Raw genomic sequence first — 22779 nt, 5'->3', positions numbered from 1 at the left:
TTGTCGAGTTGTCGCTCCCTTATGCCTGAGCCGCAAACGTGCGGCAAGTGGCCATTACGCCGGATGTTGTGGGACGGGTCAGTTGTGTCTGTGGGGCGAAGATGACAGAAGCTTCATCATCCGATTCCGGAAATGCGTTAAAACACCTGAACTTATCAGAAGTTTCCTGCTCTCATGCCGGTAGCCATTGGTCGTGGCCGCCTGATAAGCTCGCGGCTTTACTCGATTGCCCTTTAGGCGCATGAACAAGGAAATAGCATGAAACAGCATCGGTTGGCGGCGGCGGTGGCCCTGGTTAGCCTGGTACTTGCGGGTTGTGATTCGCAGACCAGCGTAGAGCTGAAAACCCCGGCGCAAAAAGCTTCCTACGGGATTGGCCTGAACATGGGCAAGAGCCTGGCTCAGGAAGGCATGGATGATCTGGACTCCAAGGCCGTAGCCCAGGGCATCGAAGATGCCGTTGGCAAGAAAGAGCAGAAGCTGAAGGACGAAGAACTGGTCGAAGCCTTCGCCGCGCTGCAAAAGCGAGCTGAAGAGCGCATGGCCAAGATGAGCGAAGAGTCGGCAGCCGCCGGCAAGAAATTCCTCGAAGACAACGCCAAGAAAGCGGGTGTCACCACCACTGCTTCGGGCCTGCAATACGAAGTGGTCAAGAAAGCCGACGGCCCACAGCCAAAGCCGACTGACGTCGTGACTGTGCACTACACCGGTACCCTCACCAACGGCACCGTTTTCGACAGCTCCGTTGAGCGTGGCAGCCCGATCGATCTGCCGGTCAGCGGCGTGATCCCGGGTTGGGTCGAAGGCCTGCAGCTGATGCACGTTGGCGAGAAGTACAAACTGTACATTCCTAGCGAACTGGCTTACGGCGCGCAAAGCCCAAGCCCGGCGATCCCGGCCAATTCGGTGCTGGTATTCGACCTGGAACTGCTGGCCATCAAGGATCCAGCCAAGCAAGACGACGCCGCCAAGTAATTTGCGGTTGTTCTGACAACAACGCCTCGCTTTATGCGGGGCGTTGTTGCATCTGGCGTTCGGTGGAGTTAAACAAAGCGAACGGATACTGCAGGCTGGAGTCATAGCCATTGAAGACGCTTGGACTAGCCGCGCCGGAGCGCCAAGTCAATGAAATATTGGGTTTTTTTATGTGAGTAAAAAACGCCCGATCTGAGCCGAGCCCTTATGAAACGGGGCTTGCAGCCGTGAAATGCAGGTCTGTTCACAAGGTTATCCACAATTTGTGTGGATAACATTTCAGCGGGAGGAATGATGAAAGCACCCTGGAATTTCGCTCGTTTCCTGCCTCTGGCCGGTCGCCTGCTCGCCCGTGGGCGATTGCCGACCCTGTTGTTCGCCGTGGCCAGCAAAGGCGCGAGCCAAGGCAACCGGTTGGGCAAGCTCAAGGACGATCTGCGCCTGTTGCAGGCTTTGTGCCTCGCATATTGGCGTGGCGAGTACCGTGCCATCAGCCCCAAGGCGCTGATCTCGGTGGTGGCGGGCTTGATGTATTTCTTGAGCCCCGTGGATGCGATTCCCGATTTCATCCCGGTGTTCGGCATGCTCGATGACATCGCCGTGCTCGCCTGGCTGATGAAGGTCCTTGACGACGAGCTCAATGCTTTTCGCGCCTGGCGCAAACGTCAGTTGCCGGAGAAGCTCGCGGTGGTCGAACGACTGCCGGATACCCCGGAGCAACTTCAACTTCAGGGCCCGAAAAAAAACTGAGCCGATTCAGGATCATCCCTATATACATACCCCCGCGACCTTGGCCGCTGTTAGGATTACACTTCTAGGGAAAAGCGCCGACTCGCTAAGTGTCGTTGTCCTACGGGGAAGTCATGGATATTCAGATAATCACACGCGAAGGCGAGCCCGAGTATGCGGTTGTGCCGTGGGCTCAGTATCAGGCTCTACTGAAAGCAGCAGGCATCGAAAAGCAACCGCCGCGCGAGGCTCAGGTGCGTCATGCGGCAACGCCAGATCAGATACTTCCAGGTCTGGATCAACTACGCAGTTTGCGCGAAGGGAAGGGCATCGCCATTGAGGCGCTCGCCCGCACGGTAGGCATCAGCCCGTCTTATCTGGCCTTGATCGAAAGTGGCGAGCGTCAACCCGACGCTGCGATTCGCCGCAGCCTGGCCTGGGAGTTGACGGTGCCGGGGTGGAGGGAAGAATCGTGAGCGTACGCATCAGTCGTCAACATTGGGACGGGTTGTTGGGCGAGCTGGACCAGGCGCGCCGCCAGCGACATTTGCTGACCTATCGCGCGTTGCTGGAGCGGCTGCAGCTGCCGACGCCGGCCATGCAGACCTTGACCGCGGCACTTGAACACCTGGCTGCGCTGGACGCCAAGGCCGAGCAGCCCTTGCGCAGTTCGCTGGTGATCAGCCAGGGCGCCAGTCGCCTGCCACGCACCGGTTTCTTTGAATGCGTCGAACGTCTGGGGCGTTTTTCCGGGCCGTCCGATGGCGTCGCCGCGGCGTCCTGGCATGCTTCGGAAGTGGTGCGGGTTTTCGAGTACGAATACCCCGAATCGGCTGAGGCCTGAGTGTTTTTGCGGCTCAAGGCGCGGGCCGGTTATTGGCTGGCGCGCCGGCTTTTTCACTGGTCGTGGTTCGTTCGTCAACCCCGTGGCTGGCGCTGGCTCGAAGGCCAGTTCGCACGCATGGCCAACCTGGGCGATGTCGGCGCCCAGAGCTTCTATGGCCACATTCTGACCTTTCGCGGCGTGGGCCTTGGGGCTCGTGAGGAAGGTGTCCGATTGTTGCGCCTGGCAGCTTTGGCAGGGGATGGCAAAGCGGCGTATCAGGTGGGGGTGATCAGTTTGGCGGGGACGGCGAGCAAGGCGCCGGATCCGGTTGAGGCGGCGCGGTTTTGGGGGATGGCTGCCAGGGCTGGGCATCCGTTGGCCGAGATCAAATTGAAAGAGTTGATGGCTCGCGGTTCAGAGTGAACCTGTTCGATTTGAGTTGGCCAGTCTGACGCCTTCGCGAGCAGGCTCGCTCCCACAGTGGATCTTCAGCGTACAAAAGATCCCTGTGGGAGCGAGCCTGCTCGCGAAGACGTCCTGACTGTCACCGCTGCCCCATCAGCATCTCATCCTCGCGCGCCGGCAGCGCCAGGCTATCAATCACGTGCACGCTATACCCTGGCACATTCTTCGCGTGATGCTTGGCCTGCGAAGCCAGCTCCGCCAACTGGCTCGCATCGAGTTGTCCACAGGCCTGCGGATGCAGATGCACCACGCCGATGGACAGTGACAACAGCGGAAATTCCTGGCGCACACCCTGTCTGTTCGGAGCGATGAAGCACCCGGCCTCCAGGTGTTCGCTGCGGTAGAAACGCCGGCACTGGCTCTGGAAATCATCGAGCAGCTGGTTCAAACGTTTGCGCCAGTCTTCCGGTCCGAGCACCAGCAGGAAATCGTCGCCGCCGATATGGCCGACGAAGTCGCGGGACGGGTCGACACGATCATTCAGGCATTGCGCCAGGCAGAGTAGGACTTCGTCCCCGCGTCCGTAGCCGTAGATATCGTTGAAGGGTTTGAAACTGTCGATGTCCACGTAGCAGATCACCGATTCCCGTTGCTGTTGCAGCAGGCGCGTCAGGCATTGCTGGATCGGCACGTTACCTGGCAGCAGGGTCAGCGGGTTGGCGTAACGGGCTTGCTGGATCTTCAGTTCGGTAATCAGCTTCAACACATCGATCACCCGGCCCAATCCCAGATAGCTGCCGTTCAGGGTGATGATGAAGTCTTCTTCGATGCGTTGGCGGGCGCGGCTGGTGATCAGGCGGCTGACCTGTTGCAGCGACTGGCTCATCTCGACGGCGAGAAAGTCGTCATTCATCAGGCGGCTGATGGGCTTGCGCGCGAACAGGTCGGTCGCAAACGGCTTGAGTAGCGCGTCCGACAGCGAATGCCGATGGACGATGCCGCAGGGCTGGCCCTGTTCATCGAGCACCGCCAGCGAGTTCAGGTTGGCCTGACGGCGGAAGGCCTCCAGTACTGTGGCTGTCGGCGTATCCCGCGCAACCGCTGGTTGATCGTTGAGAAGGGCGCTGAGGTCGCTGCCTTCGTCGTTCAAGGCCACGGCGGAGCTGTCCTGTTTGGGCATCAGGCTTCTGGCATCCCTTGGCGGGTGTTCCTGGGGCCGACAGAGCAGGTAACCCTGGACCAGATCGACGCCCATGTCGGTCAACACCGCGAGTTCTTCCGGCAGTTCGATACCTTCGGCGATCACTTGGGCCCGGGACGCTTTGGCAATCTGCATGATGGAGCCGACAAATTCACGCTTCAGCGCATCCTGATGAATGCCATCGATGAAGTGCCGGTCGATCTTCACGTAGTCAGGCCGTAGTTCGGACCACAGGCGCAGGCTCGAATAGCCGGCACCCAAATCATCCAGTGCAATGGAAAAACCCATCGCCCGATAGTGATGCAGCGCATTTTGCAGCAGCTGGAAATCGTCGGTCGGCGTCTGTTCGGTGAGTTCGATGACGACCTGGCTGGGCGGGATACCGAAATCCTGCAGCAACTGCAGGGTCCGGCCCGGTTGGTGGGCCGCTTCGAGCAGGGATTCCGGTGACACGTTGAGAAAGAGTTTGCCCGGCAGTTGTTGCTCGTTGAAGCGTCGGCAGGCGCTTTCGCGGCAGGCGATTTCCAGCTCGTTCAGACGGCCGGCCTGACGGGCGATGGCGAACAAGGCGATGGGCGAGTGCAACGGGCTGTTGGAGGGACCTCGACTGAGGGCCTCGTAGCCAATGATTCGTCGTTCAGAGAGCGAGACGATCGGCTGGAACAGGCTGTGCAAACCGCCTTGAGTCAGAATTGAACTCAACGCACTCAGCTGTTCGGTCGTGGTCATGGCGATCTCTGGCGATAAAAAAAGGACTGGGAGCAACCTCCGATGAAAGAGGTGTTCCCAGTCCTTTATTTCACGACAGAATGATGACTGTTTGATGACGCTCCGGGGAGCGTCAGCATTAAATTGCCATCATCTTTCGTGTGGCTTAGTGCTTGGCAACCGCGGTATTGAGCTTCAAGTAGTCCAACAGGATCCGCCCGGTCTCGCTCAGGTAGGCATCGTCTTCTGGCTTGATTTTGTCCGGCTCGGCCGCGGCAACGTCTTCGTCTTCTTTCTTCAGCTCTTTGAGCGGCTCTTCACCCTTGGCCTTGCGACGGATGTTTTCCATGGCAAGTTGCTTGGCTTCGATATCCGCGTGCTGGGCACGACGCTCGGCTTCATTGAGACTGACGGTTTTTTCCGCCATCAGCTTCTGCGCCAGGGCCAGCTTGTCGCGGATGAACACGAACTCCGCGTCTTTGGCCGAACGCACGTCATGCTCGGACTTGAGCTGGGTGATGTACGGCTTGAACGGGTCGACCGCCGGCTTGATGGCCGCACGGATGGTGTCCCACGGCATGGCTTCCGGCAGGGCGCTCTCGCCGATTTCCTTGGTGTCGATGATCGACGGGTAATCGATGTCCGGCAGTACGCCCTGATGCTGGGTGCTCTGGCCGGAAACCCGGTAGAACTTGGCCAGGGTCAGTTTCAGCTCGCCATGGTTCAGCGGTTGAATGGTCTGTACGGTGCCTTTGCCGAAGGTCTGGCCGCCAATGATCAGCGCGCGATGGTAGTCCTGCATGGCGCCGGCAAAAATCTCCGAAGCCGAAGCGGACAAACGGTTGACCAGCAGCGCCATCGGGCCTTTGTAGAACGCGCCCGGGTTTTCATCTTCCAGCACGTCAACACGGCCATCGGCGTTACGCACGAGTACGGTCGGGCCTTTGTCGATGAACAGGCTGGTCAGCTCGGTGGCCTCCTGCAGAGAACCGCCGCCGTTGTTGCGCAGGTCGATGACCACGCCGTCGACCTTGTCTTTCTGCAACTCGGTCAGCAGTTTCTTGACGTCGCGCGTGGTGCTCTTGTAGTCCGGATCGCCAGCACGGAAGGCCTTGAAATCGAGGTAGAAGGCCGGGATCTCGATGACGCCGAGCTTGTAGTCCTTGCCATCCTGTTTCAGGTTGAGGACCGACTTCTTCACCGCCTGGTCTTCAAGCTTCACCGCTTCACGGGTGATCGGCACGATCTTGGAGGTCTGGTCGTTCGGCGCATTGCTGGCCGGGATGACTTCCAGTCGCACCACGGTGCCTTTCGGGCCGCGGATCAGCTTGACCACTTCGTCGAGGCGCCAGCCAACCACGTCGACCATCTCTTTGTTGCCCTGGGCAACGCCGATGATCTTGTCGGCCGGAGCGACCTGCTTGGTCTTGTCCGCCGGGCCAGCTGGCACCAGGCGCACGACTTTCACTTGGTCGTTGTCGCTCTGCAACACGGCACCGATGCCCTCGAGGGACAGGCTCATGTTGATGTCGAAGTTTTCCGCATTATCCGGCGACAGATAGTTGGTGTGCGGGTCGTAGGACATGGCGAAGGTGTTGATGTACGCCTGGAAGATGTCCTCGGCGCGGGTCTGGTCCAGGCGAGCCAGTTGATTCTTGTAGCGCTTGGTCAGTGTTTCCTGAATCTGCTTGGAGTCCTTGCCCGCAATCTTCTGGCGCAGCACTTCGTCCTTGACGCGTTTGCGCCACAGGTCGTCCAGTTCGGCGGTGGACTTGAGCCACGGAGCGTCCTTGCGGTCGATCAGCAAGGTTTCCTTGGTGGTGAAGTCGATCTTGTCGACGCCCTTGTTCAACTCCGCAAGGGCGAAGTCCAGACGCGCTTTTACGCGGTCCAGGTAGCGCTTGTAGATGGTGAACCCGGCGTTCAGGTCGCCGCTCTTGAGGAAGTCGTCGAACTGGGTTTTCCACTTGTCGAATTCGGCGATGTCGCTTGCCATGAAGTAGCTGCGCGAAGGATCCAGCAGCTTCAGATAGCTGTCGTAGATAATCACGGAGCGCGCGTCATCGAGCGGCGGCTTGCTGTAGTGATGGCGCTTGAGCAACTCGACGACATTCAGGCTGGCGATCACTTCGTCACGATCAGGCTGAAGCTTGTCCCAGCTATTGGCTGCGAACGTATTGCTCGACATCGGCATCAGGCCGATACCAATAAATAGGGCGAGTGCGGTGCTGGGGAACAGATGCTTCATGCTGATTCGACGCGGGGACAATTGATAACGCATATTAGGCCGTCTTTGAAGTCGCCGGTTCCACAAGGGCCGGTCGCATAATGCAAAAAGCCCGGCGATACAGCTTCGGGCTCAGTCCAGACTCACTATGGAGGCACTGTGAAAGCATTGCAAGGCGTGGAAGGTCAAGTGGAGTGGCTTGAAGAGCCCAGTCCTACATGTGATGTAGGGCAAGTTCGCATTCGTGTGGCGGCAGCGGGCCTCAATCGCGCCGATTTGTTACAGAAAGCGGGGCTTTATCCGCCCCCGCCGGGAGCCAGTCAGGTGCTCGGTCTAGAGTGTTCCGGGGTGATCAGCGAGGTCGGGCCGGGCTCGTCCTGGCAGGTGGGAGATCGGGTTTGCGCCTTGCTGGCCGGGGGTGGGATGGCAGAAGAAGTGGTTGTCGACGGACGGCATGTGCTGCCGGTGCCCGAAGGTTTTTCCCTGGTCGAGGCGGCAGCGCTACCCGAAGTCTATGCGACCGTCTGGCTGAATTTGTTTCAATTGGCTGCGCTCAAACCGGGTGAGAAAGTTCTTCTGCACGCCGGAGCAAGTGGAATCGGTTCAGCTGCCATTCAGCTGTGCAAGGCGTTCGGCAACCCGTGCTGGGTCAGCGTCGGTTCTGCCGAGCGCCTGGCTTACTGCGAAGCGCTCGGTGCGCAAGGTGGCGTGGTGCGAAATGGCGACCTCGAGAGCCTGAGCGACCTGGGGCCGTTCGATGTGATTCTCGACCCGGTCGGGGGCAATTACGCGGCGCTCAATCTCAAACTGATGGCTCTCGATGGCCGCTGGGTGCTGATCGGCCTGATGGGTGGCCGTGAGGCGAAGCTGGATCTGGCGCAAGTGCTGAGCAAGCGCGTGCAACTGCTGGGCTCGACCTTGCGCAGTCGCGACGATCAGTTCAAGGCGGATCTGTTCAGTGATTTGAGCCAGCATGTCTGGCCGCTGTTTGCCGAAGGGCGGTTGAGTCCGCAGTTGGCGAAGGCCTTCCCGATCAAGGATGCGGAAGCGGCGTTTGCCGAGTTGGCCAGCAACAAGGTGGCGGGGAAGCTGGTGCTGGTGATCGACGAAAGCCTTACGTAACCCTTGTAGGAGCGAGCCTGCTCGCGATGAACTTGAAGGCGACGCGTTTTACCTGACAGCACGCGTATCGTTCACGCCCATCGCGAGCAGGCTCGCTCCTACAGGTGACTTGGTTATTTCCAGATATGGATCGGCCAGCCGGCTTTTTCGGCGTGTTCGCGCAACACCGGGTCCGGGTTCACCACGTGTGGGAAATCCACCTTCAACAGCAGCGGCAAATCATTGCGCGAGTCCGAATAGAAACTCGCGCCTTCGAGGTTTTCCTCTTCCGCATCCAGCCATTCGAGCAGGCGCGTGATCTTGCCTTCGCGGTAAGTCAGGGTGCCGACGGTGTTGCCGCTATAAACGCCGTGCAACACTTCCAGTTCGATGCCGAGAATCTCGTCGATGCCCAGGCGATCGGCAATCGGCCTGACCAGGTGTGTGCCCGACGCCGAGATCACCAGAATCCGGTCACCCGCCTTGCGGTGGGCGGCGATGGTCTTGGTCGCGTCACTGAAGATGATCGGCTCGATGAAGTCTTCCACCCACGGCCCGACCAGGTGGTCGACCTCTTCAGGCGTGCGCCCGATCATTGGCTCCAGGCTGAAGGCCATGTAGTCCTCCATGCGCAACTTGCCGTGGCTGTAAGCGTCCATCAGTTCGTTGTTCTGACGCATGAACGACTCGGGGTCGACCCAGCCCAGGCGGCCCATTTGCTCGCTCCAGAGGGTGGCGCAGTCGCCGTGGATCAGGGTTTCGTCCAGATCAAAAATTGCCAGGGCCATCAGTGCAGTTCTCTCTTCAACATCAGCAAAGGCATCAGGCTACCTCACACAGGGCCGTCGGATCGATGGAAAGCGCCAGGCGCTGACCATCGGGATGCAGATCGGCCGCCGAACGGTTGAGCACATCCACCACCAGTTCCACGCCGCGAGCCTCGACCCGGTAGCGAATCACGTTGCCCAGCAGGCTATGGCTACGCACTTGCGCATCGAGCTCGCCGTTCAGGCTCAGCTCGATGGCTTCGGGACGAATGGCGATGCGATGGTTGATCGGTCGTTGCAGCAACTTCGTCGCGCTGTCGGCATCCAGCAGGTTGTAGTTGCCGATGAAACCGGCAGCGAATACATCGACTGGCGCGGTGTAGAGGGTTTCGGCGTCGCCGCTCTGTACGATCTTTCCCTGATTCATCAGGAAAATCCGGTCAGACATGGTCAGCGCTTCTTCCTGATCGTGTGTGACGAAGATCGTGGTCAGGCCGAGTTCGCGCTGGATCTGACGGATCTGTTCGCGCAGGTGTTTGCGAATCCGCGCATCGAGCGCCGACAGCGGTTCATCGAGCAGCAACAAGCGCGGCCGGGTCACCAGGGAACGAGCGAGTGCGACACGCTGGCATTGCCCGCCAGACAGCTGATGCGGGTATCGCGCGGCAAAGTCGTGCAGCTCCACCAGTTTCAGCACTTCGGCGACGCGCTTCTGGCTGTCGTCGCTGTTGACCTTCTGCATGCGCAAACCGAACGCGACGTTTTGCTCCACGGTCATGTTGGGGAACAGGGCGTAGCTCTGGAACACCATGCCGATCCCGCGTTTCTGCGGGCTCAACGGCACGATATCGACGCCATCCAGCAAAATTTTCCCGCCATCGACCGAGGTCAGCCCGGCGATGCAGCGCAACAGCGTGGATTTGCCGCAACCGGACGGGCCGAGGAGGGTGACGAATTCGCCCTTCTGGATTTCGCAGTTGATGTCGCTGAATACCGTGGTGCCGGCGTAATTCTTTTGCAGGTGTTGGACGCTGACATAGCTCATTCGCTTTTGTCCTTGTTCAAGATGTTGGCTGCCCAGGTCAGGACCAGTACGAAGAAGAAGTAGGAAATCACTAGCGCGCTGGTGAAGTGGCCGCTGCTGTTGCGCATGTTGTTGAGGTAGACCTGCAGGGTTTCGTAGCGGGTGCCGACGAGGATGTTGGCGAACACGAACTCACCGAACAGGAACGAGAACGACAGCAGCAGCGCCACCATCAAACCCTTGCGCAGGTTCGGCAACACCACCAGAAAGGCCGCCTGCCAAGTGCTGGCGCCGAGCAGTTGGGCGGCGTCCATCAGGTCGCGCAGGTTGATCGCTTGCAGGTTGTTGGTGATCGCGCGGTACATGAACGGCAGCGCCACGGTGAAGTAGCAGCCGATCAGGATCCACGGCGTGCCGACCATCGCGAACGGCCCCGAACCGTAGAGCTGCAACAGCCCCACCGACGACACCACCGGAGGCACCGCGAAGGGCAGCAGGATCAGGATGTTCATCAGCGCATCGAGTTTCGGGAAGTGGTAATGCACCACGAACAGCAGCGGCAGAATCAGCACCACCGACAGGATCAGCGAGCCGACGCAGACCAGCAGCGACTGGCCGAACGCGTGCAGGAAGCGCGGATCGCTCCACAGCGCGATGTACCACTTGAGGGTGAAACCACTGGGCAGAATGGTCGCCGACCAACTGCTGGCGATCGAGTAGATCAGCGTCCCGAGCAGCGGCAATAACAGAATGGCAAACAGCAGGTACACCACGACGCGGTGATAGACACCGGCGGGGCCCAATTCAGCGCGAGACATGGTAGCTCCTCTTCAACAGCAGCTGATGCACGACAGTCACCAGGGTCATCAACGCCACCAGCACCACGGCCAGGGCGCTGGCGAGGTTCGGGTCCAGGGAAATGTCGCCGGAGACCATGGCCGCAATGCGGATCGGCAGCACGTTGAAGTTGCCGGTAGTCAGGGCGTAAACCGTGGCGTAAGCGCCGAGCGCGTTGGCCAGCAAAATCACGAAGGTGCCGAGCAGGGCCGGCGTCAACACCGGCAGACCGATGTGGCGCCAGAACTGCCACCCGCTGGCGCCGAGCAACGCGGCGGACTCGCGCCAGTCTTCGCGCAACGCATCGAAGGCCGGGTAGAGCAGCAGCACGCCCAGGGGAATCTGGAAGTAGGTGTAGAGAATGATTAGGCCGGTTTTCGAGTACAGGTTGAAGTCCTGAATGATCCCGGCCTGCTTGAGCATGATGGTGATGCTGCCGTTGAAACCCAGCAGGATGATGAACGCGAAGGCCAGGGGCACGCCGGCGAAGTTGCTGGTCATGTTGGCGAAGGCGTTGACGAAGTTACGCAGTTTCGAGTCGACTCGGCGCAGAGAGTAGGCGCCGAGGACTGCGATGATGATCCCGAACACACTCGACCAGAAGCTGATCTCGAGGCTGTACTGGATCGCCTGTAAATAAAATTTCGAGCTGAAGATCTTGGTGAAGTTGGCCAGGCCCCAGCCGAACTCTTCCGATTGCAGGCTGTTGATCATCACCCACACCAGCGGGGCGATTTCGAACACGATAAAGAACAGGGCGAAGGGCACCAGGCACAAGGCGGCCAGCCATTTTCCGCGCATCATGGCATTCACTTGAGCAGCTCCTGGCATACCGGTTTGTCGTGGGCCACGCCCAGCAGTTCGCAGACGGTGCCGCAGATTTCAGTCTGTTTTGGCGCTGCATCGGCGTTGAAACTGAATGCGTTGCCGAGGACGAACAGCGGTACTTCACGCTCTTCGGGCAGCAGGCCGTTGTGCGAGCGATCGTTGTTCATGCCGTGGTCGGCCGTCACCAGCACCTGGTAGCCGGCGTCGAGCCAGCCTTGCAGGTAATCAGCGAGGATGATGTCGGCCGAGCGGGCGCTGTTGCGGTACTGCGGGGTGTCGAGGCCGTGCTTGTGCCCGGCGTCGTCAATGTTCATCGGGTGCACCAGCAGGAAGTTCGGCGCGTGGCGCAGGCGCAGGTTTTCCGCGTCGGCGAACAGGTGCGAATCCGGATAGTGGTCGTTCCAGTAGAAATGCCCGTGCTGGATCGGCAGGTCCGGGCTGTCGGTGTGACGATCCCGGGCGGCCACGAACGGCGAACGGTTGTACAGCTCGCTGACCCAGTGGTAAGCCGCCGCCGCGGTTTTCAGGCCGGCGTCGGTGGCGTAGTGATAGATGCTGCGCTGGTTGGACAGGCGCGAGACGTTGTTGTGGACGATCCCACTGTCGATCGGCGTAACGCCGGTCAGGATGCATTCATACAGCGGTCGGGACAGGGCCGGCAGTTCGCACTCCAGTTTGTAGAGCGCCGCGCGTCCTGCGCCAACGTAGGCCTGCAGGTGCCCCATGGCGTGGCGCGCAACCTCGTAATTGAGGCCGTCGAGCACGACAAGGATGACGTTGTGCTTCATAGGGGCGGGACTCCGCGAAACAGATGGCTCAACATGAATCTGTAGGAGCCGGCTTGCTGGCGATCCAGGCACCGCGGTCTATCAAGCACCGCGGTGATGCAATCGCCAGCAAGCCGGTTCCTACAAATGAAGCATTACTTCATTTCGACGATGACTTCTTCGTTCCACTTCTGCGGCAGGGCCTTGGAAGTCTTTTCCCACGCGTCCGCGTCTTTGATCGGAGTGACCTTCTTGTACTGCTCGTTAGGCAGCAGCTTGGCCTGGACCTCAGGTGGCAGGGTCAGGTGCTCGGCGCGGATCGGACGGGCATTACCCTTGGCCAGGTTGATCTGACCGGCATCGCTGAAGATGTATTCGCGAGTCAGTTTGGCGGCGTTCGGGTTCTTGGCGTATTTGTTGATGATGGTGGTGTAACCGGAAATCACCGAACCATCGGAAGGGATCAGCACGGTGTAGTCATCCGGGTTGGCCATCTTGGCCTTGTAGCTCAAACCGTTGAAGTCCCAGACCACGCCCACTTCGATTTCACCTTTTTCCATGGTGGCAATCGTCGGGTTGGCCATGGACAGGCGACCTTGCTTGGCGATGTCAGCGAACAGCAGCAGCGCGGGTTGCAGGTTTTTCTCGTCGCCGCCGTTGGCCAGTGCCGCAGCCAGAACGCCGTTGGCCGCTTGGGCGGCAGTGCTCACGTCACCGATGGACACTTTGTATTTACCGGTTTTCAGGTCAGCCCATTTGGTGGGCGCTTCGGAACCGTGCAGCAGCTTCTTGTTGACGATAAAAGCGATAGTGCCGGTGTAGGCCAGGGCCCAGTGGCCGTCCTTGTCCTTGGCCCAGGCGGGTACCTGATCCCAGGTGGATGGCTTGTAGGGCTGGGTAACGTTCTGCTTGACCGCGATCGGGCCGAACGCGGCACCGACGTCGCCGATGTCGGCGGTGGCGTTGTCTTTTTCAGCGGCGAACTTGGCGATTTCCTGGGCCGAGCTCATGTCGGTGTCGATGTGCTTCAGGCCGTAGGTCTTGGCCAGGTCTTCCCAGGTACCTTTCCAGTTGGCCCAGTCATCGGGCATGCCGACGCTGTTGACCGCACCTTCCGCTTTCGCAGCGGCTTCCAGGGTTTTCAAATCATCAGCCGCCATGGCGGCGGTGCACATGGCAATGGTCGAACCTAACAGTGATGCCAGGAAAAGCTTTTTCATCCGAAGCTCCTTTGGGCGTTTTCAACGCTGCGATTGCGGTTGTGTTGGTCTAGGTCAGCAATACCTGAGCCAATCTAGGCGCCCCTGATGACATTTTGATGTCGACCAGCGGTCCGTCAGCATTTTCTTCAGATCAGCGCTCAGGCTTCGGAGTAAGCGTAGACCATGGCTAAAGAACTGATATGAAAGGACTTGGCCGTTAAATTGCAGATGTTTCAGCGCACCGTTCAGCGCCTTTGTCATCTGTCAGTCATGTGCAGTGCCTAGGCTTGCTGAAAGTTGACATAGTCGTTTCAAATGACGGTTCTGCTCCGAAACAGTGCTGGTCTAGTCCAGATAGGTAACGTTGATGCGCATCGAGACAACCAAAGCGGTGACAGCCATCGGGCAGGTTCTTCAGGAGCAGCTCGACCATGGTCTGTTGGCGCCTGGCAGCAAGTTACCGGCGGAGCGCAAGCTCAGTGAGTTGTTCGGCACGACACGGATTACCGTGCGCGAAGCGTTGCTGCAGCTGGAGGCCCAAGGGCAGATTTATCGGGAGGAGCGCCGGGGCTGGTTCGTGTCGCCGCCGCGTCTGGCTTACAACCTGATGCAGCGCAGTCACTTCCACGCGATGGTCAGTGCGCAGGGGCGGGTGCCGTCCACCGAGGTGATTTCGGCACGGTTGCAACCGGCATCGGCGGCGATCTGCGCGTGGTTGCAATTGCCGGCGTTGTCGAGCGTGATCCAGGTCTGCCGGGCTCGGCGGATTGATGAGCGACTGGTGCTGTACGTCGAGCACTACCTCAATCCGCAGTATTTTCCGGGGATCCTGGACATGGATCTGAATCAGTCGATTACCGAACTGTACGCACGGCATTACGACCTGCATTACGGGCGCGTGCGCTTCGAGATCGTGCCGACGGCGTTGTCGGTGGACGCAGCGGCGGCGTTACGGGTGTCGGTTGGCAGTCCGGGGTTGCGCATCGCCCGGGTCAATTACGACCAACACGAGCGGTTGATCGATTGTGACCTTGAGTTCTGGCGGCACGATGCGATTCACGTCGGCGTCGATGTGGTCTGAACCTGGCCACCGCAGGCTCTTAACCAAAGCGGTAAATGTCCATCCCGAGTGCGCCCATGGTGAAGCCCTTATGGCTGACGCTGAACTGACCTCCGGCACTGCGGGCGAAGTACAACGGCAACAAATGCTCATCACTGGGGTGATTGCGCACAGCGTTCGGTGCTTGCTGGCGATAGTCGTGCAACGCGGCTTCGTCGTTCGCTTCGAGTTTCTCGATCATCCAGTCGCGAAATGTCTTGGCCCAGGGCTCGACGCTTTCCGGGCCGGCATGCCAGTCCAGTTCGCGCAGGTTGTGGGTGATGCTGCCGGAGCCGATCAACAACACGCCCTGTTCGCGCAAGCTGCCCAGGGCATGGCCGACGCGGGTCTGCAGGGCCGGGCCGCCGCGTGTCGGCAGCGAAACCTGCACCACCGGGATATCTGCCTGCGGGTACATCAGCGACAACGGTACCCAGACGCCATGGTCGAAGGGGCGTTTGCCGTCGATGCGCGCGGGCAGGTCGCTGCGCTGCAGCAGCTCGACCACTTCAGCGGCCAATTGTGGATCGCCGGGCGCCGGGTATTGCACCTCGAACAAGGCCTTGGGGAATCCGCCGAAGTCATGCCAGGTTTCAGGTTGCGGATTGCCGCTGACCAGCAGTTCGTTGCTTTCCCAGTGCGCGGAAACAATCACGATGGCTTTGGGTTTCGGCAACTCGGCGGCAATGCGCGCGAGGGCCGGCCCACTGGCGCCGGGTTCCAGGGCAAGCATGGGGGAGCCATGGGATATGTACAGGCTGGGGAACATGAATGAGCTCCTGAGAGTTAAGATGGCGTCATCTTCAATCAGATCATTGATCTAAATCTAATATAAGTTTTAGGGTGTTTTGATCGAATTTTTCGGAGATATGTATGCAGCCGGAGTTTTGGCACAAGCGGTGGCAGTCGAATCAGATCGGCTTCCATCTGCCGCAAGTAAACCCTTATCTGCAACGATTCTGGCCACAATTGGGGCTGGAGGAGGGCGCGCGCGTACTGGTGCCGTTGTGTGGGAAAAGTCTGGATTTATTGTGGCTGGCGCACCAGGGGCATGAAGTCCTGGGGATTGAGCTGTCGGAAAAGGCTGTCGAAGATTTCTTCAACGAACATCACTTTGACCCGAATGTCACTGAGCAGGGGCCCTTCAAGGTTTACCGCGCAGGCTCGATCGAGTTGTGGTGTGGTGATTTCTTCGAGTTGACTGCCGGCGATGTGGCCGATTGCGCAGGCCTGTACGACCGGGCGGCATTGATCGCACTGCCGCCAGCCATGCGCGAGCAGTACGCGAGTCACCTGAATCGTATTCTGCCCAAGGATGCGTCGGGGCTTTTGATCACGCTGGATTACGACCAGGCGCAAAAGGACGGACCGCCGTTTGCCGTGCTGGATGACGAAGTGCAGCGGTTGTTCGGGGCAGTGTGGTCGTTGAAGATTCTGGAGGATCAGGATGTTCTGGGTGAGAGCTGGAAGTTCGTCGAAAGCGGCGTGACACGGCTTGAGGAGCGGGTTTATCGGGTTTCCAGCCGGTAATTCAGGCAAACAAAAAAAGGCCCGCATCTCCGCGGGCCTTCCTTTTGGTGCCGAGCCTGATCAGCCCCGGCGACGGAGTGCGTCGATACGCTCTTCCAGCGGCGGGTGGCTCATGAACATGCGGGCGAACCCCTGTTTGATGCCACCGTTGATGCCGAATGCATTCAGGGTGTCCGGCATGTGTACCGGCAGGCCTTGTTCCGCACGCAGGCGTTGCAGGGCACCAATCATTGCGGCGGTACCGGCCAGGCTTGCACCGGCTTCGTCGGCGCGGAATTCGCGTTTGCGCGAGAACCACATGACGATGGCGCTGGCCAGAATGCCCAGTACCAGCTCGGCAAAGATGGTCGCCACGTAATAGGCGATGCCCTGGCCTTCCTCGTTCTTGAAGATCACCTTGTCGACAAAGTTGCCGATGATCCGTGCGAAGAACATGACGAAGGTGTTCACCACGCCCTGGATCAGCGCCAGGGTGACCATGTCACCGTTGGCCACGTGACCGATTTCGTGGGCCAGAACGGCTTTCACTTCATCCGGCGAGAACCGCTCGAGCAAACCCTGGCTGACCGCGACCAGTGCGTCGTTCTTGTTCCAGCCCGTGGCGAACGCATTCGCCTCGTAGGCCGGGAAAATCCCGACTTCGGGCATCTTGATCCCGGCTTCCCGGGACAGTTGCTCGACGGTTTGCAGCAGCCATTGCTCATGACGAGTCCGTGGCTGGGTGATGATCTGGGTGCTGGTGCTCATCTTCGCCATCCACTTGGAGATGAACAGCGAGAACAGCGAGCCGGCGAAACCAAAGACCGCACAGAAAATCAGCAGCTGATTGAGGTTGAGATCAACCCCGTTGGCCGCCATGAACCCGTTGAAGCCGAAAAGGCTCAGGGTGATGCTGGCAATCAGCACGACCGCCAGGTTAGTGGCCAAAAACAGCAGGATGCGCATCATGGTTGTAGAAATCTCCTTTTGCTAAAGATGTAGCGTACTGCGGGGTATATAAGGTGCTGCACCGGGCTATTCAACCGGGTGACTATTTCAAACTGTGTCCTACAGCCAGAGTCTAGTCGCTTGCAGGGCATTTCCGATGTAGATACGGGAAGCGGTTGTCAGCGGATTCCTCTCGCAAGCCCCGTCGTTGTTAGGCGTAGTCACGAAACAGGGTGTCTGCTGGCAATAGAGGCGGGAGGGTTCGGTGAGAGACAAAGATATGTTGCTGAATTAATCCTCGTGCGACTTTCAGGCAAAAAGCCGCACGAGGCCAGTCGCCACTACTGACGGTAGGATTTGAGGAAGTTGCCAATGCGTCCGATGGCCATGTCCAGGTCATCCACGCGCGGCAGGGTCACCACACGGAAGTGGTCAGGCCATGGCCAGTTGAATGCCGTGCCTTGCACCACCAGCAGTTTTTCCGACAGCAGCAGGTCAAGCACGAATTTTTCGTCGTTATGGATCGGGCAGACTTTCGGGTCGATGCGCGGGAACGCATACAGCGCGCCCATCGGCTTGACGCAGCTCACGCCAGGAATGTCGTTGAGCAGTTCCCAGGTACGGTTGCGCTGTTCCAGCAGGCGACCTTGCGGCAGCACGAGATCATTGATGCTCTGGTAGCCGCCGAGAGCGGTCTGGATCGCGTGCTGGCTTGGAACGTTGGCACACAGGCGCATGTTCGCCAGCATGTCGATGCCTTCGATGTAGCTTTGCGCGTGGTGTTTCGGGCCGGAAATGGCGATCCAGCCGGAACGGAAACCGGCCACGCGATAGGACTTGGACAGACCGTTGAAGGTCAGGCACAGCAGGTCCGGCGCCAGGGAGGCGGTGCAGATGTGCACGGCATCGTCGTACAGAATCTTGTCGTAGATCTCGTCGGAAAACACCACGAGGTTGTGCTGGCGCGCCAGTTCCAGCATGCCCAGCAACACTTCCTTCGAATACACCGCGCCGGTCGGGTTGTTCGGGTTGATAATCACCAGCGCCTTGGTGTTCGGGGTGATCTTGGCCTTGATGTCGGCCAGGTCCGGCCACCAGTTGGCTTGCTCGTCGCACAGGTAATGCACCGGATTACCGCCCGATAGGCTTACCGCGGCGGTCCACAGCGGGTAGTCCGGTGCCGGCACCAGCACTTCGTCGCCATTGTTCAGCAGGGCTTGCATCGACATCACGATCAGTTCGGAAACGCCGTTGCCCAGGTAGATGTCTTCAATGCCGACGCCTTCGACCTGCTTCTGCTGGTAGTACTGCATGACGGCTTTACGCGCGCTGAACAGGCCCTTGGAGTCGCTGTAACCCTGTGCGGTCGGCAGGTTGCGGATGACGTCCTGGAGGATTTCGTCCGGCGCTTCGAAACCAAAGGGTGCCGGGTTGCCGATGTTCAGCTTGAGGATGCGATGGCCTTCCTCTTCCAGGCGTTTGGCGTGCTTGAGCACCGGGCCGCGAATGTCGTAGCAGACGTTGGCGAGCTTGTTCGATTTGCTGACCTGCATGGCGATGTGTTCCCGAAAATGAACGATCCAGGCGGCGTTTGACCTGCCGTACTGGGAATCCTGCGTATTCACACAGGCCTGACGCCTTGAAATGCAGCACTCATAAATCCGTTTGAATGCGCGTGGTCTGGCTGCCAGACTGGCGTTTGACGAGGCGCAATCATACGTGCCGCCCGATCCGTGGAAAAGACACAGATCGGGCTTTTTCAGCTCCCGAGGTGTGATGATGGAAAAGTTGGAAAAAACCCTGGAAGAATGGCGGGCGATGCTCGATCCGGAGCAGTACAACGTTTGCCGCCTCAAGGGCACCGAACGGCCGTTCTCCGGCAAGTACAACGACAGCAAGGTCGACGGTGTCTACCACTGCATCTGCTGCAACGAACCGTTGTTCGACTCGAAAACCAAATTCGATTCCGGCTGCGGCTGGCCGAGTTTCTATGCGCCGATCGGCGACAGCGCCATGACCGAGATCCGGGATGTCAGCCACGGCATGATCCGGACGGAAGTGGTTTGCGCCAAATGTGATGCGCATCTGGGGCACGTGTTCCCCGACGGCCCGCCACCGACCGGGTTGCGGTATTGCATCAATTCGGTGTGCCTGGATCTCGTTCCGCGTTCGTAAATTCACCGCAGTACTGGTAGGAGCTGGCTTGCCAGCGATGAGGCCCTCGAATTTTGCATTGCGTTCGAGGACGTCATCGCTGGCAAGCCAGCTCCTACAGTTTTTTGTGGTGTGGCGATCGATTTATTAAATTGCACACAATTCAATTGCTCGCTATGTTTGTCTCATCTTCCTCCCTTCAAGAGTCCGGATCATGAGCGACAACCTGCTGAGCATCCCTGTCACCACCATCAAGGGCGAACAAAAGACCCTGGCTGATTTCGCCGGCAAAGCCGTATTGGTGGTCAACACCGCGAGCAAATGCGGCTTCACCCCGCAGTACAAAGGCCTCGAGGAACTGTGGCAGACCTACAAGGACCAGGGCCTGGTCGTGCTCGGTTTTCCCTGCAACCAGTTCGGCAAGCAGGAGCCGGGCAACGAAGGGGCGATCACCGAATTCTGCGAGTTGAACTACGGTGTCAGCTTTCCGTTGTTCAAAAAGATCGACGTCAACGGCACCGGCGCCCATCCGCTGTTCGTACAGCTGAAAAAACGTGCACCGGGCGTGCTGGGTTCCCAGGGCATCAAATGGAATTTCACCAAGTTCCTGATCGGCAAGGACGGCCAGTTGGTCAAGCGCTTCGCGCCGGCGACCAAGCCGCAGGACCTGAGCCGCGAGATCGAAGCCCTGCTCAAATGAACACCTTGTCCGTCGATTCCCTGAAGCTCGACAGCCAGCTCTGTTTCAAGCTGTATGCCGCGTCACGGGCGGTGATCCGTGCCTATAAGCCGATGCTTGATCAGCTCGGCCTGACCTACCCGCAATACCTGGCGATGCTGGTGTTGTGGGAATGGCAGGACGCGGCACCGGAGCAACCGACGGTCAAGGCATTGGGCGAGCGTCTGGCTCTGGATTCCGGCACCTTGACGCCGCTGCTCAAGCGCCTTGAGCAGTTGCAACTGGTGCAGCGTCAGCGTTCGGCGCGGGATGAGCGAGAAGTGCATCTGAGCCTGTCGCCCAGCGGCAAGGCGTTACGTGATCAGGTCGGGCCGCTCAAGGCCCGTCTGTTGTGCGACAGCGGCGTCGATCTGGATCGGCTTAACGACTTGCGCGATGGCCTCGATCATCTGTTGGGGCAAATCAAGGCACTGTCGTAGCCGGCATCCACATGTCCAGCAACGCGGCGAGTTCTTCCCGCCGGAACGGTTTGGCCAGGTAGTCGCTCATGCCCGCCGCACGGCAACGTTCGCGTTCTTCGGACATGGCGTTGGCGGTCAGGGCGACGATGGGCAATTGTGGCCAGCGTCCGCTGCGACGGATTTGTCGACTGGCTTCGTAGCCGTCCATCACCGGCATGTTGCAGTCCATCAGGACCAGATCGAATTCACTGTGTTCCAGTTGATCCAGTGCCTCGCCGCCGTGAGCCGCGACAATGACCTCGCAGCCGAGTTTTCCGAGCATGCCCTTGGCCACCAGCTGATTCACCGGATTGTCTTCTACCAGCAGCACCCGCCCGCGTCGTTGAGGTGACAGGGCTTCGAGCCGGGCGTCGTTGAGAAGGTTGATTTCCGGTTGCAGGACTCGCCGCAACGTCTGGTACAGCGCATTTCGCGCCAGCGGGCGCGCCTGCTGTTGCAGCGGCGCGAGGGCGCTGGCCTGTTCGCTGGGCATGAAGCTGCCGTAGGCCGTCACCAACAGAATCGGCGCGGTGCATCTGGGGCGCAGGTTAAACAGGCATTCGGGGCAATCGGTGATCACCATGTCGGGTTTCTGACCGATCATCGCGTCATCGATGGAGCGCTGCTGATAATCGAGACCCCAGCCCGGCAACAGGCTCTTCAACAATTCGGCCAGGCCGCTGCTGGCGGCCGTGATCGCGATGACTTTGCCGCGCAACGTCATCGGCAGCAGGGCGCGGGTGTGGCAGGGCAGCGGCAGATCGGCGCAGAACTGACTGCCGAAGCCCGCTTCCGAGCTGATGGTGAGGCGACCCTCCATTGCTTCGCAGAGGTTGTAGGTCAGCGCCAGCCCCAGCCCGGTGCCGCCGAATTGCCGGGTAATGCCGGCGCCGGCCTGGGTGAAGGGCTGGAAAATCTTGACCTGGGCATCCTGGGGAATGCCAATGCCCGTGTCGCAGACTTCGATCCGGACGCCGTCCTGGTGCGTCGACAGGCGCACATCGACCCGACCGAATCGGGTGAACTTGAGCGCGTTGGACAGGAGGTTGCTGACTATCTGCCGCACCCGCGTCGGGTCGCCGAGCACCAGGGCCGGGAAGGCCGGGTCGATCAGGCAGGTCAGCTCGACACTTGGCGCAGCGTTCTGCGACAGCAGGTTGGCGGTGTCCTCGACCAGCGAACCGAGGTCGAACGGAATGTGTTCGAGTTCGAGCTGACCGGCGTCGAATTTCGACAGGTCGAGAATATCGTTGAGCAACTCCACCAATACTTTGCCCGAGTCGTGGGCGATCGACAGTTGTTGCTGTTGCTCGGCATTGAGAGGGCCATCCAGGGACAGAGCGATCATTCCCAGCAAACCATTGAGCGGTGTGCGGATTTCGTGGCTCATGTTGGCGAGGAACACCGAGCGTGCCTCGGCCATGTCCAAAGCCGTGCTGCGCGCGACTTCCAGTTCCTGATTGGACTGGCTGAGGCGGCTGTTGATGGCCTTGAGTTCCGCGGTGCGTGCCGAAACGATGTTTTCCAGCTGTCCGAGGTAGTCGGTCAGACGGTTTTCCGCGTTGCGCCGCTGCTGGATTTCGGTGGCGATGTTCTCGAACTGCTGGTTCGCAACCTTGACCAGCACACCGATCTCATCGTTTTCGTGACCCGCCGGGTATTCCAGCCAGGTGGGCTCGGCACTGCGCGGATCGCGGCCGCTGAGTTCTCGAATGACCCGCACCAGCGGTTTGGTCAGCATCACGTAGAACAACGCCAACAGGATGCCGGTGAGCAGCAGGCTACGGGCGAAACCGTTGAGCAAGGTCACTTCGGCCCGTTTCAGGAAGCGGCTGCCGAAGGCGTAGGTGTCGACCTCCAGGCGCAGGGTGCCGAGGGATTCATTCGGCAGATGATCCAGGTACAAGCGGTCTTCGAACGCCCGTTCGGCACCGAACAGGAAGTCACTGATCACCCGGTAGCCGCTCTGCGAGCCCGGACGCTTGACGTTCGCCAGCACCGAACCGTTGTTGTCGGTCAGTTGCGCGCCGATGATCGCCGGTGAGCGCAGCAGGCCCAGGGTCAGCTCCTGGGCGAGTTCGGAATCGATGTTGTAGGCAATGCGCGAAGCGGGGTTGTGGCTGATTTCCAGTAAAGACAGTATTTCCCGGTTGATGGAGGCGTCTTCACTGGCATAATCGATGCCTATTTGCAGCAGGCTGAGCAGCGTGCCGAGAATGAAACCGACCAGCACGGTCAGCCGGGCTTGCTTGTAAGACAGCCGGTTGGTGAACTTGATATCCATGGGGTGTCG

Annotated in this window: 23 protein-coding genes; 11 read left to right on the top strand and 12 right to left on the bottom strand. The window is 59.6% G+C overall.

The genetic code is table 11. The features are described 5' to 3' along the window. The first annotated feature begins 258 nt into the window (after positions 1-258). The 5 genes from ACF6ZU_RS04325 (at position 259) to ACF6ZU_RS04305 (ending at position 2953) form a co-directional block, all read left to right on the top strand. The gene (locus tag ACF6ZU_RS04325) at positions 259-975 is read left to right on the top strand and encodes an FKBP-type peptidyl-prolyl cis-trans isomerase (RefSeq protein WP_392890680.1); all 717 of its coding nucleotides are present in this window, start codon (positions 259-261) and stop codon (positions 973-975) included. A 294-nt stretch (positions 976-1269) separates the two neighbouring features. Continuing rightward, complete coding sequence (locus tag ACF6ZU_RS04320; RefSeq protein WP_059401928.1) at positions 1270-1725, top strand: YkvA family protein; 456 nt, start codon at positions 1270-1272, stop codon at positions 1723-1725. A 113-nt stretch (positions 1726-1838) separates the two neighbouring features. Further along, positions 1839-2180, top strand: a complete 342-nt coding sequence (locus ACF6ZU_RS04315; RefSeq protein ID WP_392890679.1) for a helix-turn-helix domain-containing protein — start codon at positions 1839-1841, stop codon at positions 2178-2180. Beyond that, on the top strand, positions 2177-2548 hold the full coding sequence (locus tag ACF6ZU_RS04310) for a hypothetical protein (protein ID WP_003223109.1): 372 nt from the start codon (positions 2177-2179) through the stop codon (positions 2546-2548). Before ACF6ZU_RS04315 ends, ACF6ZU_RS04310 begins: the two co-directional genes overlap by 4 nt. After that, on the top strand, positions 2549-2953 hold the full coding sequence (locus tag ACF6ZU_RS04305) for a sel1 repeat family protein (RefSeq protein ID WP_392890678.1): 405 nt from the start codon (positions 2549-2551) through the stop codon (positions 2951-2953). Positions 2954-3074: 121 nt separating this feature from the next. On the opposite strand, the gene ACF6ZU_RS04300 is transcribed toward ACF6ZU_RS04305, so the two are convergent. Next, positions 3075-4865: a bifunctional diguanylate cyclase/phosphodiesterase gene (locus ACF6ZU_RS04300; protein ID WP_392890677.1), complete on the bottom strand. Its 1791-nt coding sequence runs from the start codon at positions 4863-4865 to the stop codon at positions 3075-3077. A 145-nt stretch (positions 4866-5010) separates the two neighbouring features. Further along, positions 5011-7092: a carboxy terminal-processing peptidase gene (locus tag ACF6ZU_RS04295; RefSeq protein WP_392893695.1), complete on the bottom strand. Its 2082-nt coding sequence runs from the start codon at positions 7090-7092 to the stop codon at positions 5011-5013. A gap of 138 nt (positions 7093-7230) precedes the next feature. Here ACF6ZU_RS04295 and ACF6ZU_RS04290 point away from each other — a divergent pair, with 138 nt between their 5' ends. Beyond that, positions 7231-8193 (top strand): zinc-binding dehydrogenase, encoded by a 963-nt coding sequence (locus tag ACF6ZU_RS04290; RefSeq protein WP_392890676.1) that lies wholly within the window; start codon positions 7231-7233, stop codon positions 8191-8193. 113 nt (positions 8194-8306) lie between these two features. Here ACF6ZU_RS04290 and ACF6ZU_RS04285 read toward each other — a convergent pair whose 3' ends face one another. The 6 genes from ACF6ZU_RS04285 to ACF6ZU_RS04260 all read right to left on the bottom strand — a co-directional run bounded on the left by ACF6ZU_RS04285 (position 8307) and on the right by ACF6ZU_RS04260 (position 13615). After that, positions 8307-8960, bottom strand: coding sequence for an HAD family hydrolase (locus tag ACF6ZU_RS04285; protein WP_392890675.1), 654 nt, complete (start codon positions 8958-8960; stop codon positions 8307-8309). Between the two features lie 34 nt (positions 8961-8994). Further along, positions 8995-9984 (bottom strand): ABC transporter ATP-binding protein, encoded by a 990-nt coding sequence (locus ACF6ZU_RS04280; RefSeq protein ID WP_392890674.1) that lies wholly within the window; start codon positions 9982-9984, stop codon positions 8995-8997. Further along, positions 9981-10781 carry an ABC transporter permease gene (locus ACF6ZU_RS04275; RefSeq protein ID WP_392890673.1) on the bottom strand — a complete coding sequence of 267 codons (801 nt, stop codon included), beginning with the start codon at positions 10779-10781 and terminating at the stop codon, positions 9981-9983. Before ACF6ZU_RS04275 ends, ACF6ZU_RS04280 begins: the two co-directional genes overlap by 4 nt. Next, the gene (locus ACF6ZU_RS04270; RefSeq protein WP_392893693.1) at positions 10768-11604 is read right to left on the bottom strand and encodes an ABC transporter permease; all 837 of its coding nucleotides are present in this window, start codon (positions 11602-11604) and stop codon (positions 10768-10770) included. Before ACF6ZU_RS04270 ends, ACF6ZU_RS04275 begins: the two co-directional genes overlap by 14 nt. A 5-nt stretch (positions 11605-11609) precedes the next feature. Further along, positions 11610-12416 (bottom strand): alkaline phosphatase family protein, encoded by an 807-nt coding sequence (locus tag ACF6ZU_RS04265; RefSeq protein ID WP_392890672.1) that lies wholly within the window; start codon positions 12414-12416, stop codon positions 11610-11612. A 134-nt stretch (positions 12417-12550) separates the two neighbouring features. Beyond that, positions 12551-13615 (bottom strand): ABC transporter substrate-binding protein, encoded by a 1065-nt coding sequence (locus ACF6ZU_RS04260; protein ID WP_392890671.1) that lies wholly within the window; start codon positions 13613-13615, stop codon positions 12551-12553. 349 nt (positions 13616-13964) lie between these two features. Here ACF6ZU_RS04260 and ACF6ZU_RS04255 point away from each other — a divergent pair, with 349 nt between their 5' ends. Further along, on the top strand, positions 13965-14678 hold the full coding sequence (locus ACF6ZU_RS04255) for a UTRA domain-containing protein (RefSeq protein WP_392890670.1): 714 nt from the start codon (positions 13965-13967) through the stop codon (positions 14676-14678). Between the two features lie 19 nt (positions 14679-14697). Here the strand turns inward: ACF6ZU_RS04255 and ACF6ZU_RS04250 are convergent, their stop codons facing one another. After that, positions 14698-15465 (bottom strand): DODA-type extradiol aromatic ring-opening family dioxygenase, encoded by a 768-nt coding sequence (locus ACF6ZU_RS04250; RefSeq protein WP_392890669.1) that lies wholly within the window; start codon positions 15463-15465, stop codon positions 14698-14700. A gap of 104 nt (positions 15466-15569) precedes the next feature. Here ACF6ZU_RS04250 and ACF6ZU_RS04245 point away from each other — a divergent pair, with 104 nt between their 5' ends. Continuing rightward, a complete protein-coding gene (locus tag ACF6ZU_RS04245) occupies positions 15570-16226 on the top strand; it encodes a thiopurine S-methyltransferase (RefSeq protein WP_392890668.1) in 657 nt (218 codons plus the stop codon). A 60-nt stretch (positions 16227-16286) separates the two neighbouring features. Here ACF6ZU_RS04245 and htpX read toward each other — a convergent pair whose 3' ends face one another. Further along, the gene (gene htpX / locus ACF6ZU_RS04240; RefSeq protein WP_392890667.1) at positions 16287-17174 is read right to left on the bottom strand and encodes a protease HtpX; all 888 of its coding nucleotides are present in this window, start codon (positions 17172-17174) and stop codon (positions 16287-16289) included. A 320-nt stretch (positions 17175-17494) separates the two neighbouring features. Next, complete coding sequence (locus tag ACF6ZU_RS04235) at positions 17495-18706, bottom strand: pyridoxal phosphate-dependent aminotransferase (protein ID WP_008030363.1); 1212 nt, start codon at positions 18704-18706, stop codon at positions 17495-17497. 226 nt (positions 18707-18932) lie between these two features. Here ACF6ZU_RS04235 and msrB point away from each other — a divergent pair, with 226 nt between their 5' ends. The 3 genes from msrB (at position 18933) to ACF6ZU_RS04220 (ending at position 20465) form a co-directional block, all read left to right on the top strand. Beyond that, the gene (gene msrB, locus ACF6ZU_RS04230) at positions 18933-19328 is read left to right on the top strand and encodes a peptide-methionine (R)-S-oxide reductase MsrB (protein WP_392890666.1); all 396 of its coding nucleotides are present in this window, start codon (positions 18933-18935) and stop codon (positions 19326-19328) included. A gap of 193 nt (positions 19329-19521) precedes the next feature. Beyond that, positions 19522-20007: a glutathione peroxidase gene (locus tag ACF6ZU_RS04225; protein ID WP_392890665.1), complete on the top strand. Its 486-nt coding sequence runs from the start codon at positions 19522-19524 to the stop codon at positions 20005-20007. After that, positions 20004-20465 (top strand): MarR family winged helix-turn-helix transcriptional regulator, encoded by a 462-nt coding sequence (locus ACF6ZU_RS04220; protein ID WP_392890664.1) that lies wholly within the window; start codon positions 20004-20006, stop codon positions 20463-20465. Before ACF6ZU_RS04225 ends, ACF6ZU_RS04220 begins: the two co-directional genes overlap by 4 nt. Here ACF6ZU_RS04220 and ACF6ZU_RS04215 read toward each other — a convergent pair. After that, entirely contained in the window at positions 20449-22770 is a 2322-nt protein-coding gene (locus ACF6ZU_RS04215) for a response regulator (RefSeq protein WP_392890663.1), read from the bottom strand. The two genes, ACF6ZU_RS04220 and ACF6ZU_RS04215, sit on opposite strands and share 17 nt — an antisense overlap. Between the last annotated feature and the right edge of the window lie 9 nt (positions 22771-22779).

Source organism: Pseudomonas migulae, from assembly GCF_043225285.1.
Lineage (GTDB): Bacteria > Pseudomonadota > Gammaproteobacteria > Pseudomonadales > Pseudomonadaceae > Aquipseudomonas > Aquipseudomonas migulae_C.
Note: the sequence above shows the minus strand (reverse complement) of the source record. Positions and strands in the feature narration are given on the sequence as shown.

Excerpts from the sequence above, each read along its gene's own strand:
- ACF6ZU_RS04220 (WP_392890664.1), top strand. The coding sequence starts at position 20,004 with ATGAACACCTTGTCCGTCGATTCCCTGAAGCTCGACAGCCAGCTCTGT.
- ACF6ZU_RS04300 (WP_392890677.1), bottom strand. The coding sequence starts at position 4,865 with ATGACCACGACCGAACAGCTGAGTGCGTTGAGTTCAATTCTGACTCAA.
- msrB (WP_392890666.1), top strand. The coding sequence starts at position 18,933 with ATGGAAAAGTTGGAAAAAACCCTGGAAGAATGGCGGGCGATGCTCGAT.
- ACF6ZU_RS04225 (WP_392890665.1), top strand. The coding sequence starts at position 19,522 with ATGAGCGACAACCTGCTGAGCATCCCTGTCACCACCATCAAGGGCGAA.
- ACF6ZU_RS04265 (WP_392890672.1), bottom strand. The coding sequence starts at position 12,416 with ATGAAGCACAACGTCATCCTTGTCGTGCTCGACGGCCTCAATTACGAG.
- ACF6ZU_RS04315 (WP_392890679.1), top strand. The coding sequence starts at position 1,839 with ATGGATATTCAGATAATCACACGCGAAGGCGAGCCCGAGTATGCGGTT.
- ACF6ZU_RS04235 (WP_008030363.1), bottom strand. The coding sequence starts at position 18,706 with ATGCAGGTCAGCAAATCGAACAAGCTCGCCAACGTCTGCTACGACATT.
- ACF6ZU_RS04270 (WP_392893693.1), bottom strand. The coding sequence starts at position 11,604 with ATGATGCGCGGAAAATGGCTGGCCGCCTTGTGCCTGGTGCCCTTCGCC.
- ACF6ZU_RS04245 (WP_392890668.1), top strand. The coding sequence starts at position 15,570 with ATGCAGCCGGAGTTTTGGCACAAGCGGTGGCAGTCGAATCAGATCGGC.
- ACF6ZU_RS04275 (WP_392890673.1), bottom strand. The coding sequence starts at position 10,781 with ATGTCTCGCGCTGAATTGGGCCCCGCCGGTGTCTATCACCGCGTCGTG.
- ACF6ZU_RS04280 (WP_392890674.1), bottom strand. The coding sequence starts at position 9,984 with ATGAGCTATGTCAGCGTCCAACACCTGCAAAAGAATTACGCCGGCACC.
- ACF6ZU_RS04260 (WP_392890671.1), bottom strand. The coding sequence starts at position 13,615 with ATGAAAAAGCTTTTCCTGGCATCACTGTTAGGTTCGACCATTGCCATG.
- ACF6ZU_RS04320 (WP_059401928.1), top strand. The coding sequence starts at position 1,270 with ATGAAAGCACCCTGGAATTTCGCTCGTTTCCTGCCTCTGGCCGGTCGC.
- ACF6ZU_RS04295 (WP_392893695.1), bottom strand. The coding sequence starts at position 7,092 with ATGAAGCATCTGTTCCCCAGCACCGCACTCGCCCTATTTATTGGTATC.
- ACF6ZU_RS04325 (WP_392890680.1), top strand. The coding sequence starts at position 259 with ATGAAACAGCATCGGTTGGCGGCGGCGGTGGCCCTGGTTAGCCTGGTA.
- ACF6ZU_RS04215 (WP_392890663.1), bottom strand. The coding sequence starts at position 22,770 with ATGGATATCAAGTTCACCAACCGGCTGTCTTACAAGCAAGCCCGGCTG.
- ACF6ZU_RS04255 (WP_392890670.1), top strand. The coding sequence starts at position 13,965 with ATGCGCATCGAGACAACCAAAGCGGTGACAGCCATCGGGCAGGTTCTT.
- ACF6ZU_RS04285 (WP_392890675.1), bottom strand. The coding sequence starts at position 8,960 with ATGGCCCTGGCAATTTTTGATCTGGACGAAACCCTGATCCACGGCGAC.
- ACF6ZU_RS04250 (WP_392890669.1), bottom strand. The coding sequence starts at position 15,465 with ATGTTCCCCAGCCTGTACATATCCCATGGCTCCCCCATGCTTGCCCTG.
- htpX (WP_392890667.1), bottom strand. The coding sequence starts at position 17,174 with ATGATGCGCATCCTGCTGTTTTTGGCCACTAACCTGGCGGTCGTGCTG.